Here is a 16,056-nt window from a genome sequence, read left to right as displayed (position 1 = left end):
GAGGACCAGACATGGGTGTTGAAGGCATCGGCGCGCGCGTCGTGCGCAAGGAAGACAAGCGTTTCATCACCGGCAAGGGCCGGTACGTGGACGACATCAAATTGCCGGGCATGACCCATGCCCATTTCATCCGCAGCCCGCATGCACATGCCAGGGTGAAGGGGATCGACTCCTCCGCCGCGCTGAAGATGCCGGGCGTGGTCGCGGTGCTCACCGGCCAGCAGCTGGTCGACGACAAGGTCGGCAACCTGATCTGCGGCTGGGCCATCACCTCCAAGGACGGCAGCCCGATGAAGATGGGCGCATGGCCGGCGATGGCGCCGGAGACGGTGCGCTTCGTCGGCCAGGCCGTCGCCGTCGTGATCGCCGACAGCAAGAACCTCGCGCGTGACGCGGCGGAAGCCGTCGTCGTGGACTACGAAGAGCTCCCGGCGGTCGCCGACATGCAAGCCGCGATCAAGGCCGGCGCGCCGCAGCTTCATCCCGAGGCTCCCGGCAACCAGGTCTATGACTGGGTGATCGGCGACGAGGGCGCGGTGAGCGCCGCCTTCTCCAAGGCTGCCAATGTCGTGAAGCTCGACGTCACCAACAACCGCCTCGCGCCCAACGCGATGGAGCCGCGCGCGGCGATTGCCGACTACGACGCGGCGGAAGAGCATTTCACGCTCTACACGACGTCGCAGAACCCCCACGTCGCCCGCCTCGTGCTGTCGGCGTTCTACAACATCGCCCCCGAGCACAAGCTGCGCGTGATCGCGCCCGACGTCGGCGGCGGCTTCGGCTCGAAGATCTTCATCTATCCCGAGGAGATGGTGGCGCTGTGGGCCTCGAAGAAGGTCGGCCGTCCCGTGAAATGGACCGGCGACCGCACCGAAGCCTTCCTCACCGACGCGCATGGCCGCGACCATGTCACCCATGCCGAGATGGCGTTCGACGCCAACAACAAGATCATCGGCCTGAAGGTAAAGACCTACGCCAATTTCGGCGCCTACATGTCGCTGTTCTCCTCGTCGGTGCCGACCTATCTGTACGCGACGCTGCTGTCGGGCCAGTACAACATTCCGGCGATCCATGCCGAGGTGATCGGCGTCTACACCAACACCACGCCCGTCGATGCCTATCGCGGCGCGGGCCGGCCCGAGGCGAGCTACCTGCTCGAACGTCTGATGGAGACGGCGGCGCGGCAGCTGAACGTCGATCCGGCCGCACTGCGCCGGAACAACTTCATCACCCAGTTCCCGCACCAGACGCCGGTGATCATGGCCTACGACACCGGCGACTTCAACGCCTCGCTCGATGCCGCGATGAAGGCGATCGACTATGCCGGCTTCGCCGCCCGCAAGGCCAAGGCCAAAGCCGACGGCAAGCTGCGCGGCATCGGCGTGTCCTGCTACATCGAGGCCTGCGGTATCGCGCCGTCGAAGGCGGTCGGCAGCCTGGGTGCGGGCGTCGGCCTGTGGGAGTCCGCAGAAGTGCGCGTCAACCCGGTCGGTACCATCGAGATCCTCACCGGTTCGCACAGCCACGGCCAGGGCCACGAGACGACGTTCTGCCAGCTCGTCGCCGATCGCCTGGGTGTGCCCATCAGCCAGGTCTCGATCGTGCATGGCGACACCGACAAGGTGCAGTTCGGCATGGGCACCTACGGCTCGCGCTCGGCGGCCGTCGGCCTCACCGCGATCCTGAAAGCGATGGAGAAGGTCGAGTCCAAGGCCAGGAAGATCGCCGCGCATGCGCTGGAGGCGTCGGAAGCCGACATCGTCATCGAGAACGGCGAGTTCAAGGTGACCGGCACCGACAAGGCGATCGCCTTCCCGATGGTCGCACTCGCAGCCTATACTGCGCATAATCTGCCTGACGGGATGGAGCCTGGCCTGAAGGAAAGCGCCTTCTACGACCCGACCAACTTCACCTTCCCGGCCGGCGCCTATATCTGCGAGCTCGAGGTCGACCCTGGTACGGGCAAGACCACCTTCGTCAACTTCGTCGCGGCCGACGATTTCGGCCGGCTGATCAATCCGATGATCGTCGAGGGCCAGGTCCATGGCGGCCTTGCGCAAGGCATCGGGCAGGCGCTGCTGGAGCATGCCATCTACGACTCCAACGGCCAGCCGGTGACGGCCTCGTTCATGGACTATTCCATGCCGCGCGCCGACGATCTGCCCTCGTTCAATCTCTCCCACACCACGACGCTGTGCCCGGGCAATCCGCTGGGCATCAAGGGTTGCGGTGAGGCAGGCGCGATCGGGGCGTCAGCGGCCGTGATCAACGCGATCACGGATGCGATCGGCAAGAACAATCTGGAAATGCCCGCAACCCCTGACCGGGTGTGGCGCACGATCCACGCGGCTTGAAGAGGAGGACCGAAGATGTACCAGACCACCTATCATCGCGCCTCCTCGGTCGACGAGGCCGCCACCCTGTTCGGCAAGAGCAGCGAGGCCAAATTCCTTGCCGGCGGGCAGACATTGCTGCCGGTGATGAAGCAGCGCCTCGCAGGTCCCACAGACGTCATCGACCTTGGCAGGATCAAGGACATGATCGGCGTCGAGGCATCCGGCGACACGCTGACGATCAAGGCGGCCACGCCGCATTACGATGTGGCGACCAGCGAGGCCGCGAAGAAGGCGATTCCCGCGCTCGCCTATCTGGCCTCGCTGATCGGCGATCCCGCCGTGCGCTATCGCGGCACGATCGGCGGCTCGATCGCCAACAACGATCCCGCCGCGGATTATCCGGCCGGGCTGCTCGCCCTCGGCGCCACCGTGAAGACCAACAAGCGGTCGATCGCGGCGGACGATTTCTTCAAGGGCCTGTTCACCACCGCGCTCGAAGACGGCGAGATCATCACCGCCGTGTCGTTCCCGGTTCCGGCGAAGGCGGGCTACGCCAAGATGCGGCATCCGGCCTCGCGCTTCGCGCTCACCGCCGTGTTCGTCGCGCAGACGAAGTCCGGCGAGATTCGCGTCGCCGCAACCGGGGCGTCGCAGAGCGGGGTGATGCGGGTTGGCGCCATCGAGGCTGCGCTGAAGGCGAACTGGTCGCCGTCAGCGATCGACAGCGTCAACATTCCCGCGAGCGGACTTCTGTCCGACATCCACGGCACGTCGGAGTACCGCGCCAACCTCGTCAAGGTGATGGCGCAGCGCGCGGTGGCTGCTGCGGGCTGAGCATGATCCGGAAAAGTGCGAAGCTTTTTTCCGGCAAGATCATGCGCGAATAGAGCGCTCCAGCGTCTCGACACAAATTTTCCGCGGCGCGCACTCCCGTGCGCGCTGCTTTATTTTGACCATGCGGCATGAAAACCGCTTGCCTCGCTGGCGGGAAGGCGAGAAAAGTTAATCAGCCGATTAACTCGCCCCCAAGAGCAACGCGAGGCGCCTGACGGAACACCGGCACCTGCCCGCGACCCGAGGAAACAACAACGTGCTCGATAAATCAGCCCCCACTTCGTCCGTCCGCACCTCCGGTCCGCTCTCGGGCTTCCGCATCGTCGAATTCGCCGGCATCGGCCCCGGCCCGTTCGCATGCATGCTGCTGGCCGACATGGGCGCGGACGTCGTCACGCTCGACCGTGTCGGTGCGAGGAAGAGCATGAAGTCGGTGGCCGGCCGCGGCCGCAAGGTGATCGAGCTCGACCTCAAGGACAAGGCGGCGATCGCCGACGTGCTCGAGCTGCTTGCCAGCGCCGATGCGCTGGTCGAAGGTTTTCGTCCCGGCGTGATGGAGCGGCTCGGGCTCGGGCCGGACGTCGTGCTCGCGCGGAATCCAAAGCTCGTCTACGGGCGCATGACCGGCTGGGGCCAGGAAGGCCCGCTCGCGAATGCCGCGGGCCACGACATCAATTACATCTCCATCACCGGCGCGCTCGCCGCGATCGGCACGAAGGAAGCGCCGGTGCCGCCGCTCAATCTGGTCGGTGATTTCGGCGGCGGCGCGCTCTATCTCGTCGTCGGCGTGCTCGCGGCATTGCTGGAAGCGCAGAAATCCGGCAAGGGCCAGGTCGTCGACGCCGCGATGTGCGACGGCGCTGCCTCGCTGATGTCGTTCTTCTTCGACATGACCACGCTGGGACGCTGGACCGAGGGCCGCAACCAGAACTTCCTCGACGGCGGCGCGCATTTCTACGGCGTCTATGAATGCGCCTGCGGGAACTTCGTCTCGATCGGCTCGATCGAGCCGCAGTTCTACGCGCTGCTGCGCGAGCATGCGGGCCTGACGGACGCGGATTTCGACGCGCAGATGGATCGCAAGGCCTGGCCGGCGCTGAGGGAGAAGCTGAAAGCGGTGTTCAAGAGCAAGACCCGCGAGGACTGGTGCAAGATCATGGAAGGCACCGACATCTGTTTCGCGCCGGTGCTGACCATGTCGGAAGCGACGAAGCATCCGCACATGGTCGCCCGCAACGTCTTCGTCGAGCGCCACGGCGTGAAGCAGCCGGCACCGGCGCCGCGCTTCTCGCGCACGCCGTCGGCGGTGCGCGAGCCGGAGGCGGCGGAGATCGCGGCGGTGACGGAGGCGTGGAAGGCGGCGAAGTAGGGATGCTCTCGCCAACATCTCCACTGTCGTCCCGGACAAGCGAGCGGAGCGGAGCGCAGATCCGGGACGACAGCTTATGACGCGCGAGCGTTATCAGGCCGTGCCTACGCCGCGTTCCCCACCTTCAGCACGCCGCGCCGGATCTGGTCTTCCTCGATCGATTCGAACAGGGCCTTGAAATTGCCCTCACCAAAACCGTCGTCGCCCTTGCGCTGGATGAACTCGAAGAAGATCGGGCCGATCGCATTCGCCGAGAAGATCTGCAGCAGCACCTTGGTCTGGCCGCCGTCGACCACGCCTTCGCCGTCGATCAGGATGCCGTTCTTGTGCAGACGCGCGAGGTCCTCGCCGTGCCCAGGCAGGCGCGTGTCGACCTTCTCGAAATAGGTGTCTGGCGGCGACGGCATGAAGGGCAGGCCGGCCTCGCGCAGGTCCTCGATGGTGCGGTAGATGTCGCGACAGCCGCAGGCGATGTGCTGGATGCCCTCGCCACGATAGGTCTTCAGATATTCCTCGATCTGTCCGGAATCGCCGGCGTCCTCGTTGATCGGAATCCGGATCTTCCCGTCCGGGCTGGTCAGTGCGCGCGAGAACAGGCCGGAGGCGCGGCCCTCGATGTCGAAGAAGCGGATCTGGCGGAAGTTGAACAGCTTCTCGTAGAAGCCGGCCCAGACATCCATGCGGCCGCGATGGACGTTGTGGGTGAGGTGGTCGAGATAGAACAGGCCGGCGCCAACGGGGCGCGGATCGCGCGCGCCCAGCCATTCGAACTCGGCATCATAGGCCGAGCCCTTGGCGCCGTAGCGGTCGACCAGATAGAGCAGGCTGCCGCCGATGCCCTTGATCGCGGGCACGTCGAGCGTCTTCTGCGCCGATGACACATCGGCAGGCTCGGCGCCGAGAGCGATCGCGCGGTCGTAGGCGGCCTTGGCATCGACGACGCGAAACGCCATCGACGGCGCGCAGGGGCCGTGGGCGGCGACGAATTCATAACCGTGGGTGCCGGGCTCCTCGTTGACGAGGGAGTTGATGTCGCCCTGGCGATAGACCGTGATCTTCTTTGTCCTGTGCCGCGCGACGGGCGTATAGCCCATCAGCTTGAAGAGCGCGTGCAGCTCGCCCGGATCGGGATGCGCGTATTCGACGAACTCGAAGCCGTCGGTGCCCATCGGATTGTCGGCGCTGATCGTGGCCGGCGGTGCATCGTGCGGAAACGGACCCATGCTGCTCTCCCAGATTGCTGCAGGGAGGAATTATCCTTCGTCTGGGACGCAAGGAGCGTGCAAACGGCACGTGATTTGGCTAGTATGTGCACGATCCGTGCATGCAATGGACAAAACACGCATGATCTCCGTGGACGCGTTCGACCTCAAGATCCTGACCGCTCTGCAGGACGACGGCCGCCTCACCAACCAGGAGCTCGCCGAGCTCGCGGGCCTGTCGGCCTCGCAATGCTCGCGGCGGCGGATGCGGCTGGAGGAGGAGAAGGTGATCTCGGGCTATCACGCCGATCTCTCCAGCGAGGCGCTCGGCTTCGGCGTGATCGCCTTCATCCAGGTGGGGCTCGCGACCCACTCGCCGGACAATTCCAAGCGTTTTCGCGCGCTGGTGAACCGGATCGACGAGATCCAGGAAGCCTATTCGCTGACGGGCGATGCCGACTACGTGCTCAAGGCCGTGCTGCGCGATCTCAAGGGGCTCTCCAACCTCGTCAACGACGTGCTGATGCCGCACCAGAGCGTGGCGCATGTGCGCTCCTCGATCGTGCTCGACAGGTTGAAGGAAAGCGCCAAGCTGCCGCTGAGGGATTTAAAGCCTGGCTGAAATCGAGGGAACTAGGGCATTCGCGCTGCGCGCACGGTCTGCGATGATCGCGGCCATCTTGCGGAGATTAACCATGGCCCTCCAGCTGCGACCGAATTGCGAATATTGCGACCGCGATCTGCCGCCGAACGCGACGGATGCGCGGATCTGCTCCTACGAATGCACGTTCTGTGCGGATTGCGTCGAGACGAAGCTCTTCAACGTCTGCCCGAACTGCGGCGGCGGCTTCGCCCCGCGCCCGATCAGGCCGACGCAGGAATGGCGGCCGGGCGTGTGCACGACGAAGCAGGCGCCGTCGGACAAGCGGGTGCATCTGAAGTACAGCCTTGAGGACGTCGCTGCGCATTGCGCACGGGTGCGCGACGTGCCCCCGGAGAAGCGGTAGGCTCTCTCCACGTCATTGCGAGGAGTCCTTGCGACGAAGCAATCCAGACTGCCGCCGCGGAAAGACTTGGGATTGCTTCGCTGCGCTCGCAATGACGCAGAATGAGGACGGAGCCTCCCCTCAATGTCGCAATCACTCCGCCGCCACGATCGTTCCCTCGACCTCGCCGAACCCGACGCGATAGCCGTTGCCCTGGCACCAGCCGCGCATGACGAGGCTGTCGCCGTCTTCCAGGAACGAACGCCTGGCGCCGCCGGGCAGCTCGACCGGCTCGGTGCCGTTCCAGCTGATCTCGAGCAGGCTGCCGCGCTGGTTCTTCTCGGGACCGGAGATGGTGCCGCTCCCCAAGAGATCGCCGACGTTCATGGCGCAGCCGCTCGAGGCGTGGTGCATCAATTGCTGCACGGAGGACCAGTACATGTACTTGAAATTGGTGCGGCTGATGCTGGCGGGCGCGTTGACGCCTGCGGCGCGCAAGGACACGTCGAGCTCGACGTCGTAATTCTGAGGCTTGATCTGCTTCAGATAGTCGAGCGGCACCGGCTCCTGCTCCGGTCCCTTCAGCCGGAACGGCTCCAGCGCCTCGCGCGTCACCACCCAAGGGCTGATCGAGGTCGCGAACGCTTTTGCCAGGAACGGGCCGAGCGGCACATATTCCCATTGCTGGATGTCGCGCGCGCTCCAGTCGTTGAGCAGCACGAAGCCGAAGATCATCTCCTCGGCCTGGCTCTCGGTCAGCATGCCGCCCATGGCTGAGGGCTGGCCGATCACGACGCCCATCTCCAGCTCGAAATCGAGTCGCTTGCACGGCGCAAAGCTCGGCAGCTCCACATTCGGCGGCTTCAGCTGTCCGCGCGGCCGCTTCACCCTCGTGCCGGAGACCACGACGGTGGAGGCGCGGCCGTTGTAGGCGATCGGCATGTGCAGCCAGTTCGGCTGCAGCGCATTGTCCTTGCCGCGGAACATCACGCCGACATTCGTGGCGTGCTCCCTGGACGAATAGAAATCGGTATAGCCGGAGACCGCGAACGGCAGATGCAGCCTTGCATCGCGCATCGGCACCAGCGCCTGCTTGCGCAGCTCCTCGTTGTCGCGCAGCTCCGGATGATCGTGACGCAGCAGCTCGCTGATCCGAGCCCGCGTCTCCGTCCACACCTTCTGCCCCAGCGCCATGAAGCGGTTGAGCGAAGGTCCGGAGAACACGCCGAGAGGGCCGACATCGAGCCGGGAATCCTGTTCGAGCTCCCAGAGATCGAGCACGTAATTGCCGATCGCGACGCCGACCCGCGGCGTCGGATTGGCAGCGGTCGAGAACACGCCATAGGGCAGGTTCTGGATCGGGAAGTCCGAGGCGGGATCGACCTCGATGAAGGAGCGGAGGCTGGGGTCGTTGGGGTGGGTTGTCACGTTCGGCTCGATTCTTTCTTCCTTCTCCCCTTGTGGGAGAAGGTGGCGCGAAGCGCCGGATGAGGGGTTCTATCCACGTATCCGAATGTGAGAGGTTCACTCGCGGAGACAGACCCCTCACCAGTCTCGCCGCTACGCGGTAGCCGATGCAAAGCATCGGCGTTCTTAAGAGACGGCGGCCAAGGGCCGCCCATGCCACCCTCTCCCACAAGGGGAGAGGGGAAGAAAGCTAAGGCTTGCTCGGATCGAAGCGCTTCTCCAGACCCTTCCAGCAATCGGCGTAATCGTCCTGCAGCGTCGACGACTTCGCGGCATGCGCTGTCACACGCTGCGGGTAGCGGGTCTCGAACATGAACGCCATGGTGCCGGTCAGCTTCACCGGCTTCAGCTCGCCGTTGCTGGCGTGCTCGAAGGCATCGCGGTCGGGGCCGTGCGGCAGCATGCAATTGTGCAAGGAGACACCACCAGGCACGAAGCCCTGCGGCTTGGCGTCGTAGACGCCGTAGATCAGGCCCATGAACTCGCTCATGATGTTCATGTGGTACCAGGGCGGACGGAAGGTGTTGTCGGCGACCATCCAGCGCTCGGGGAAGATGACGAAGTCGATATTCGCGGTGCCTGCGGTCTCCGACGGCGAGGTCAGTACGGTGAAGATCGAGGGATCGGGGTGATCGAAGCTGATCGCACCGACGGGTGAGAAGGTGCGCAGATCGTATTTGTAGGGCGCGTAGTTGCCGTGCCAGGCGACGACGTCGATCGGCGAATGCGGCAATATCGTCCTGAACAGCGAGCCGCCCCATTTCACGAACAGCTCCGTCGGCGTGTCCTTGTCCTCGTAGTTCGCGACCGGGGTGAGGAAATCGCGCGCATTGGCGAGACAGTTGGCACCGATCGGGCCACGCTCCGGCAGCGTGAAGGCGCCGCCATAGTTTTCGCAGAGATAGCCGCGCGCCGGCCCGTTCGGAATCTCGACACGGAACTTGACGCCGCGCGGGATCACCACGATTTCGCCGGGCTGGGCATCGATGCGGCCGAACTCGGTGACGAGGCGCAGATTGCCCTGCTGCAGCACGAACATCAGCTCGCCGTCGGCATTGTAGAAGTGCTGGTCCACCATCGATTTGGTGATGAGGTAGACATGCGCGGCCATGCCGGCCTGCGTGTTGACGTCACCGGCCGTCGTCATGGTCTGCACGCCCTGAAGGAAGGTCACCTCCTCCTTCGGCAGCGGCGCCGGATCCCAGCGCAATTGCGCGATCGGCAGATCGTATTCGTGGCACGGCGCCGAGCGCCACAGGCCGGCATCGACCTTCTCGAAGCGGCCGGAATGCTTCACCGAGGGGCGGATGCGATAGAGCCAGGAGCGCTCGTTGGTGCCGCGCGGCGCGGTGAAGGGCGAGCCGGACAATTGCTCGGCGTAGAGCCCGTAGGCGCAGCGCTGCGGCGAGTTGCGCCCGATCGGCAGCGCGCCCGGCAGCGCCTCGGTCTCAAAACTGTTGCCGAAGCCGGACATGTAGCCCGGCGTCACCTGGGCCGAGCTTCGAACGATCTGGTCAGGCGAGGTATTGATGTTCATGACTATCCTCCTCCTTGCAGGGCGGCCCACATTTCCTGGTCGCGCTTGTCGGTCCAGATCACGGGGTCGTCGATCCCCGACGCCTCGTCATAGGCGCGCGACACGTTGAACGGCAGGCAGTGCTCGTAGATGGCAAAACTCGAGAATTTCGGATCCATCACCTCGCGCGTCGCCGCCATCGATTCCTTCAGCGTGCGGCCCTTGGCGACCGAGATTTCGGCGGCGCCATAGAGCGAGGTGACGAAGTCGCGCGTCATCGCGATGGCTTCGCGCACCGTGGCGGTGCCCTTGAGCGCATCGCCGCGGCCCGGCGCGATCGCCTTCGGATTGAAGTTACGGATCTCGTTCAGCGTGATCGGCCATTCGCGCAGATGCGCATCGCCGCAATAGCAGGCCGAGTGATACTCGATGAGGTCGCCGGAGAACATCACCTCGGCATCCGGCACCCAGGCGACGATGTCGCCCGAGGTGTGGCCCGCGCCCAGCTGCATCAGCCGCACCTCGCGCTTGCCGAGATAGATCGACATCTCACCCTCGAAGGTGAGCGTCGGCCAGGTCAGGCCGGGAATGCTCGATGCATCCTGGAACAGGCGCGGGAAGCGGCCGTATTCGGAATCCCAATCCTGCTTGCCGCGCTCCTCGATCAGACGATAGGTCTCCTGCGAAGCGACGATGCCTTGCGCCTTGTAGGCGGAGGCACCGAGCACGCGGACGGCGTGATAGTGCGACAGCACGACATACTTGATCGGCTTGTCGGTGACCGCGCGCACGCGCTCGATCACCTTGTTCGCCATCGCCGGCGTCGCCTGCGCGTCAAACACGAGGCAGCCATCGTCACCGACGATCACGGCCGTGTTCGGATCGCCCTCGGCGGTGAAGGCATAGAGATCGGTGCCGATCTCGGAGAAGGTGATCTGTTTCTCGGAGAGATCGCCGGTGGATGCGAAGTTCTTCGCCATCTATTCGTCCTTACGAGGTTATTGTTGCTGCTGCTGCTGCTGCTGTTGCTGCTGGCCGTCGATCACCCGGCGTTTGGCAAGCCCGATCGCCTCCTGCAGCACGTCGATGTCGCCGATATGGTTGGCGAGGATCAGCACCAGTGCCGCATCGAAATCGGCGCTCTGCTCCTCCGTGAGTCCGCGGTGCGCCTCGACGATGGTGCGGAAGGCATCGTCCGGGCGCGCGAAGTTCGAGCTGGTGGAAAGCGGCATGCGAAACCTCAATTCATGCCTGCGGCGCGCGACAGCGCTGCTTGAACAGCATCGCGCGTCGGATGCCGGAAGCGCGCCGCAACATAGCCGTCGGGCCTGAGCAGATAAGTCGTCCCCGGCTCTGCGTCGTAGCGCTTTGCCACGAGACCGGAGGGATCGCCAAGTCCGCCCTCTCCGCCGACGCGGATATTCTTGACGCCGTCGGACGCATCGAGCGCCGCGCCATTGCTGAATGACAGCAGCGTGAAGTCCGTTCCACCTTTGCGGAAGGCATCCGTGAGATAGCTCCGCTCGGCAATGGGCGCATCGAGCATCGAACAGCCGGGACGAGGCCCGCCGCGCCATGCATCGGCGTCGGGCGACGACAGCGGCGTGTCGTAGCTGCAAGGCACCGAGAGCCGGCCGCCATTGACCATGCGCTTGCCGAACTCGGTCTCCTTGGCCAGCGACAGCACCGCCTTGCGCAGCCGCGCCTCCTGATGCGAGTTCGGCGCCATGAAGTCGGTCGAGCGGGTGGACTCGCGGATGTTCTCGTCCGCCGCCATGCTGCGCTCGATATGGTAGCTCTCCAGCAGGCTGGCGGGCGATTTGCCACGCAGCACGCGATCGAGCTTCCAGGACAGGTTCTCGGCGTCCTCGAGTCCGGAATTGGCGCCACGCGCGCCGAAGGGCGAAACCTGATGCGCGGAGTCGCCGGCGAAGATCACGTGGCCGTGGATGAAGCGGTCCATCCGCCGGCACTGGAATTTGTAGAGCGAGATCCATTCGAACTCGAACTCGTCGTGTCCGAGCATGCGCGCGATCCGCGGCCGCACGTTCTCCGGCTTCTTCTCGACAACCGGATCGGCATAGCGATTGAGCTGGAGATCGATGCGCCAGACATCGTCGGGCTGCCGGTGCAGCAGCGCCGAACGTCCGGCATGAAACGGCGGATCGAACCAGAACCAGCGCTCGGTCGGGAATTCCGCGGTCATCTTGACGTCGGCGATGAGGAACTGATCCTCGAACACCTGGCCCGCAAATTCCGCGCCAACCATCTGCCGCAGGGAGGACCGCGCGCCGTCGCAGGCAACGACATATTGCGCATTCAGGCGATAGGAGCCTTCAGGCGTTTCGATCGTCAGCAGCCCGGAATCGTTGCGCTGCTCGAGCGCCGTCACCTTGTTGCGCCAGCGCAGGTCGATCTCGGGCAGCTCGTTGATGCGATCGACCAGATAGGCCTCGGCGTAATATTGCTGGAGATTGATGAAGGCCGGCCGCTTGTGGCCGTCTTCCGGCAGGAGGTTGAACTGGTAGAGCTGGGATTCGCCGTGAAAGATCCGGCCAACGCTCCACACCACGCCCTTGTCGACCATGCGATCGCCGACGCCGAGCCGATCCCAGTATTCCAGCGAGCGTTTCGAGAAGCAGATCGCGCGCGAGCCTTCGCCGATGCGGTCGGCATCATCCAGCAAGACGACGCGCTGGCCGCGCTGAGCGAGATCGATCGCCAGCGACAGGCCGACCGGACCGGCTCCGACAATCACGACCGGATGCGCCGCGGGGCTTGACCCGGCGCGGTCCTGATCGGGATGACGGCGATAGCCGAACTGGGTTTGGGCCTGATGCGTATTGGCGCCCGCCATACACTAACCTCGGCTCTGGTCAGAACAGGACTAATCTGCTAGATAGTCTCACGTGCAACTATTTTGGACCGGAGCCGGCCGGCCGTCAACTGGAAATCGGAGCGCTCTCCTTGGCGAGGACATCCAGCGACATCGCGCTGAAGACACGCGACCCCGGCGAGGCTTCGCCGCGACCGAAGGCACGGCTCGACCTGTTCAAGTTCGTGCCGTTCCGTCTCAACCGGCTGGCGGCCGAGGTGAGTTCCGCGCTCGCGGTCGAATATCAGGAACGTCACGGCCTCGACATTCCAGCCTGGCGCGTGATCGCCACGCTCGGCTTTCGCGTTGATGCCTGCAGCGCGCAGTACATCTCCCAATGCACCCGCACGCACAAATCCACCATCAGCCGCGCGGTGACCACGCTGCTCGATGAGCAGCTGATCGAGCGCGTCGAGAACGAGGCCGACCGCCGTGAATTCCGCCTGCAACTGACGAAGAAGGGCCGCGCGCTGTACGAGGAGCTGTTCCCGCAATTGCTGCGGCGCGAGGACGAGATCCTCGCCTGCCTCTCCGCGCAGGAGCGCAAGCAGCTCTCGGCGCTGCTCGGCAAGATCGAAGCGAGTCTCGACCTGATCCAGACCAGCGAAGAGGCCGACGCCAAGCAGGCGTATTAGGGACGTAGAGAGCCGCGGACGTCGGCGTTTGGGGGCCGTTTGAGGAGGCCTGTAGGCCCGTGACGGCACTGGCTTATATAGCGATGCTCATTGTGGCGCTTGCCGCGCCTCGCGCATGCGCCGCTGACATAGGTTATCTGGCTCCCCCTGGAGTCGCTGCAAACGAGTTTCCCTCGCCGCAGCGTCCTGTTGCACGGATCGTCAGCCCACGCCGCGCCGCCGAAGAGCGCCGCGACGCTCTCGACGAGGTCGGTCAAATCGCACGTATGCTCGAACTGAAACCAGGCATGACGGTCGGCGACATTGGAGCAGGCGAGGGCTACCACACCGTCAGGCTCTCGCACCTCGTCGCACCCGCCGGCTCTGTCGTTGCCCAGGACGTCACGCGGGACTACCTCATCGAACTCGCCAGGCGAACAGAACGCCTGAAGTTGACGAACGTGCAATTCGCGCTCGGCGAGCCACACGACCCGCGTCTGCCCGCTTCCTCGCTGGATGCCGCAATCCTCGTGCACATGTATCACGAGATCGCCCAACCCTATGCCTTCCTCTACAATCTCGCGCCGGCCTTGAAGCCGGGTGCGCGGGTCGGAATTGTCGATCTCGAGCTTCCGACGTCGAAGCATGGCACGCCAATTGAGCTCTTGCGCTGCGAATTGACCGCCGTTGGCTATCGCGAGGTCGCCACATATGAGCTCGCAGGGGACGGAGGGTACCTGGCGGTCTTCTCTCCGCCGGAGCTAGCGGCTCGAAAATCTCCCCGCGATATCGTTGCTTGCAGGAATCCTCCCAGCGCTCGTTGACGCCGCACCAGCCACCTGTCTGAGAGGCTGAACCTGTCCGAAGAAGCGGTCAGACCGGAAGTCGTCGGCCGAGACTCAAACCGGCGCTTTTTGACCCAAATCGGGCCTCGGGACGGCCGGCCTCAATGACAAGCAAGCCGATTGTTCCCGCGCGGATTCAAGGCTAGTTTATTTCCCTTCGCTGCCCGAAAGCCGGAGGCGAACATGGCACGGTTGGGAGCGGCCGTTCAGGCGTTGGTTGCGCTGCCCATCATTTTCGTATCCGCGGTGGGCGCGCAAGCGCAGACCACCGACAAGCCGCCGTTCTGGGCTTACACTTACAATCCGCCTGACTTCAAGCCGGCCCCCGATGACGGCCAGCCTCGCCGGGTGCCCGACAGCACGGTGAGCTATACGGTTCCACAAACGCGCGATCGCTTCCTCGCACCGGATTGGCACCCGGGTGACCATCCGGCGATGCCGACGGTGGTGGCGAGCGGCCGCGCGCCTGACGTCTACGCCTGCGGCTTCTGTCATCGTGCCTCTGGAACGGGTGGTCCGGAGAACGCCGACATCGCCGGCCTGCCGGTGGCCTATTTTATTCAACAGATGCAAGACTTCAGGAGCGGCAAACGCGCGACAGCACTACCCGACCGCATCCCGCAGGCATGGATGATCTCGGTCGCGAAGGCATCGAACGACGACGAGATCAAGGCGGCGGCTGAATATTTTGCCGCCATCAAGCCAAAGAAGTTGGTTGATGTGGTGGAGACTGAGACCGTGCCGAAACCGACGGTCGCGGGCTGGTTCTTCGTCACTCAAGGCGACGAACGCGAGCTGATCGGCATGCGCATCATCGAGACCCCGGCGGACGTTGGCCGCTTCGTCAACCGCGACGCGCGCGTCCGCTTTACCGCCTACGTGCCGCCCGGTAGCGTCGCTGCCGGTCGTGAGCTGGCCTTGAAGCCGGAGATCGCCTGCGCCAGCTGCCATGGCGAGAAGCTGACCGGCACCGACGTCGTGCCGGGCATCGCCGGGCGCTCGCCAACCTACATCTTCCGCCAGCTCTACGAATACCGGAACGGCTTTCGCGCCGGGCCGGAGAGCAAGCCGATGATCGATGTGGTCAAAACGCTCAACGAGGCGGACTTTTTGCCACTTGCCGCCTATCTCGCCACGCTCGAGCGGTGAAGCTGTTTGGCGAAGACTCGGTGGCGCAGGACTCAGCTGCTATTTCGCAAACGAGCGTGAGGGCGGCAGGTGCAGCGCCCATGCATCGACCTCATCGCTGGCGCGCGGATAGATCTCGGTCACGATCGGATCGTGGCCGGGAATGTACCTGTCAGGATGACCGGCGAGGCGCTCGATCGTCTCCCAGCCGGCGGCCATGTCGCCGACATTGTAGACGATCGGGAATGGGCTGCGGCGCTGAAGATTGGCGTAGTAGTGCGCGGCATCGGAAGCCAGCACGACGGAGCCGCGCGCGGTCTCGACCTTGACCACCTGCAAGCCGTCGGAATGGCCGCCGACGCGGTGCACGGTGACGCCGGGCGCGACCTCGCCGGCGCCCGAATAGAACGTGACACGCTCGCCATAGACATGGCGCACCATCTGCGTGACGTGCTCGACCGAGAACGGATGTCGCAGCAGACCGTTGCACATGCAGCGCCCCGTCGCGTAAGCCATCTCTCGCTCCTGCAGATGGAAGCGCGCATTCGGGAAGCGGTCGAGATTGCCGGCATGGTCGTAGTGCAGATGCGTCACGATGACCTCGCGAATGCTCGAAGCCGCGACGCCAAAGCGCTCCAGCGCATCGACCGGATTGAGCGTCAGCTTGCGTGCCCGCGCGCTCGCCTCCTCGGCATTGAAGCCGGTATCGACCAGAATGTCGCGGCCGTACCCTCGGATCAGCCAGACGAAATAGTCGAGATCCTGCGCCGCGCTGTCATGCGGATCGGGGACCAGGAAGTTCATGCTGGGCGTACGCGGCGACATCGTCGCATAGCGCAGGGCGTAGATTTCGTAGACGTTTCCCATGGCTCTTGGCTTTGCTC

Annotated in this window: 15 protein-coding genes; 8 read left to right on the top strand and 7 right to left on the bottom strand. The window is 64.5% G+C overall.

The window, feature by feature from the left end:
- The first annotated feature begins 11 nt into the window (after nucleotides 1–11).
- From ACRQ5Q_RS02450 to ACRQ5Q_RS02440, 3 genes are all read left to right on the top strand, one after another.
- A complete protein-coding gene (locus tag ACRQ5Q_RS02450) occupies nucleotides 12–2,354 on the top strand; it encodes a xanthine dehydrogenase family protein molybdopterin-binding subunit (RefSeq protein ID WP_439372519.1) in 2,343 nt (780 codons plus the stop codon).
- A 15-nt stretch (nucleotides 2,355–2,369) separates the two neighbouring features.
- Complete coding sequence (locus tag ACRQ5Q_RS02445; RefSeq protein ID WP_439372518.1) at nucleotides 2,370–3,170, top strand: FAD binding domain-containing protein; 801 nt, start codon at nucleotides 2,370–2,372, stop codon at nucleotides 3,168–3,170.
- A 256-nt stretch (nucleotides 3,171–3,426) separates the two neighbouring features.
- Complete coding sequence (locus ACRQ5Q_RS02440; RefSeq protein ID WP_439372517.1) at nucleotides 3,427–4,539, top strand: CaiB/BaiF CoA transferase family protein; 1,113 nt, start codon at nucleotides 3,427–3,429, stop codon at nucleotides 4,537–4,539.
- A gap of 104 nt (nucleotides 4,540–4,643) precedes the next feature.
- Here the strand turns inward: ACRQ5Q_RS02440 and hppD are convergent, their stop codons facing one another.
- A complete protein-coding gene (gene hppD, locus ACRQ5Q_RS02435) occupies nucleotides 4,644–5,762 on the bottom strand; it encodes a 4-hydroxyphenylpyruvate dioxygenase (protein ID WP_439395860.1) in 1,119 nt (372 codons plus the stop codon).
- Nucleotides 5,763–5,883: 121 nt separating this feature from the next.
- Between hppD and ACRQ5Q_RS02430 the strand changes: the two genes are divergently transcribed.
- Complete coding sequence (locus tag ACRQ5Q_RS02430) at nucleotides 5,884–6,363, top strand: Lrp/AsnC family transcriptional regulator (RefSeq protein ID WP_439395858.1); 480 nt, start codon at nucleotides 5,884–5,886, stop codon at nucleotides 6,361–6,363.
- A gap of 73 nt (nucleotides 6,364–6,436) precedes the next feature.
- Nucleotides 6,437–6,748: a DUF1272 domain-containing protein gene (locus tag ACRQ5Q_RS02425; RefSeq protein ID WP_439372514.1), complete on the top strand. Its 312-nt coding sequence runs from the start codon at nucleotides 6,437–6,439 to the stop codon at nucleotides 6,746–6,748.
- Nucleotides 6,749–6,880: 132 nt separating this feature from the next.
- Here the strand turns inward: ACRQ5Q_RS02425 and fahA are convergent, their stop codons facing one another.
- The 5 genes from fahA to ACRQ5Q_RS02400 all read right to left on the bottom strand — a co-directional run bounded on the left by fahA (nucleotide 6,881) and on the right by ACRQ5Q_RS02400 (nucleotide 12,567).
- Nucleotides 6,881–8,155 (bottom strand): fumarylacetoacetase, encoded by a 1,275-nt coding sequence (gene fahA / locus ACRQ5Q_RS02420; RefSeq protein WP_439395856.1) that lies wholly within the window; start codon nucleotides 8,153–8,155, stop codon nucleotides 6,881–6,883.
- A gap of 229 nt (nucleotides 8,156–8,384) precedes the next feature.
- Nucleotides 8,385–9,731 carry a homogentisate 1,2-dioxygenase gene (gene hmgA, locus ACRQ5Q_RS02415; protein ID WP_439395854.1) on the bottom strand — a complete coding sequence of 449 codons (1,347 nt, stop codon included), beginning with the start codon at nucleotides 9,729–9,731 and terminating at the stop codon, nucleotides 8,385–8,387.
- 2 nt (nucleotides 9,732–9,733) lie between these two features.
- Complete coding sequence (locus tag ACRQ5Q_RS02410; protein WP_439372511.1) at nucleotides 9,734–10,690, bottom strand: MBL fold metallo-hydrolase; 957 nt, start codon at nucleotides 10,688–10,690, stop codon at nucleotides 9,734–9,736.
- 18 nt (nucleotides 10,691–10,708) lie between these two features.
- A complete protein-coding gene (locus ACRQ5Q_RS02405; protein WP_439372510.1) occupies nucleotides 10,709–10,942 on the bottom strand; it encodes a DUF2783 domain-containing protein in 234 nt (77 codons plus the stop codon).
- An 8-nt stretch (nucleotides 10,943–10,950) separates the two neighbouring features.
- On the bottom strand, nucleotides 10,951–12,567 hold the full coding sequence (locus ACRQ5Q_RS02400; protein ID WP_439395852.1) for an FAD-dependent oxidoreductase: 1,617 nt from the start codon (nucleotides 12,565–12,567) through the stop codon (nucleotides 10,951–10,953).
- A gap of 110 nt (nucleotides 12,568–12,677) precedes the next feature.
- Between ACRQ5Q_RS02400 and ACRQ5Q_RS02395 the strand changes: the two genes are divergently transcribed.
- From ACRQ5Q_RS02395 to ACRQ5Q_RS02385, 3 genes are all read left to right on the top strand, one after another.
- Entirely contained in the window at nucleotides 12,678–13,220 is a 543-nt protein-coding gene (locus ACRQ5Q_RS02395) for a MarR family winged helix-turn-helix transcriptional regulator (protein WP_439372508.1), read from the top strand.
- Nucleotides 13,221–13,303: 83 nt separating this feature from the next.
- Complete coding sequence (locus ACRQ5Q_RS02390; RefSeq protein WP_439375778.1) at nucleotides 13,304–14,023, top strand: class I SAM-dependent methyltransferase; 720 nt, start codon at nucleotides 13,304–13,306, stop codon at nucleotides 14,021–14,023.
- 141 nt (nucleotides 14,024–14,164) lie between these two features.
- Nucleotides 14,165–15,193 carry a c-type cytochrome gene (locus ACRQ5Q_RS02385; RefSeq protein WP_439395850.1) on the top strand — a complete coding sequence of 343 codons (1,029 nt, stop codon included), beginning with the start codon at nucleotides 14,165–14,167 and terminating at the stop codon, nucleotides 15,191–15,193.
- Nucleotides 15,194–15,232: 39 nt separating this feature from the next.
- Here the strand turns inward: ACRQ5Q_RS02385 and ACRQ5Q_RS02380 are convergent, their stop codons facing one another.
- Nucleotides 15,233–16,039 (bottom strand): N-acyl homoserine lactonase family protein, encoded by an 807-nt coding sequence (locus ACRQ5Q_RS02380; protein ID WP_439372506.1) that lies wholly within the window; start codon nucleotides 16,037–16,039, stop codon nucleotides 15,233–15,235.
- Between the last annotated feature and the right edge of the window lie 17 nt (nucleotides 16,040–16,056).

Source organism: Bradyrhizobium sp. PMVTL-01, assembly GCF_051861855.1.
GTDB lineage: Bacteria > Pseudomonadota > Alphaproteobacteria > Rhizobiales > Xanthobacteraceae > Bradyrhizobium.
The sequence above is the reverse complement of the archived record's forward strand: the minus strand, read 5'-3'. Positions and strand labels throughout refer to the sequence as shown.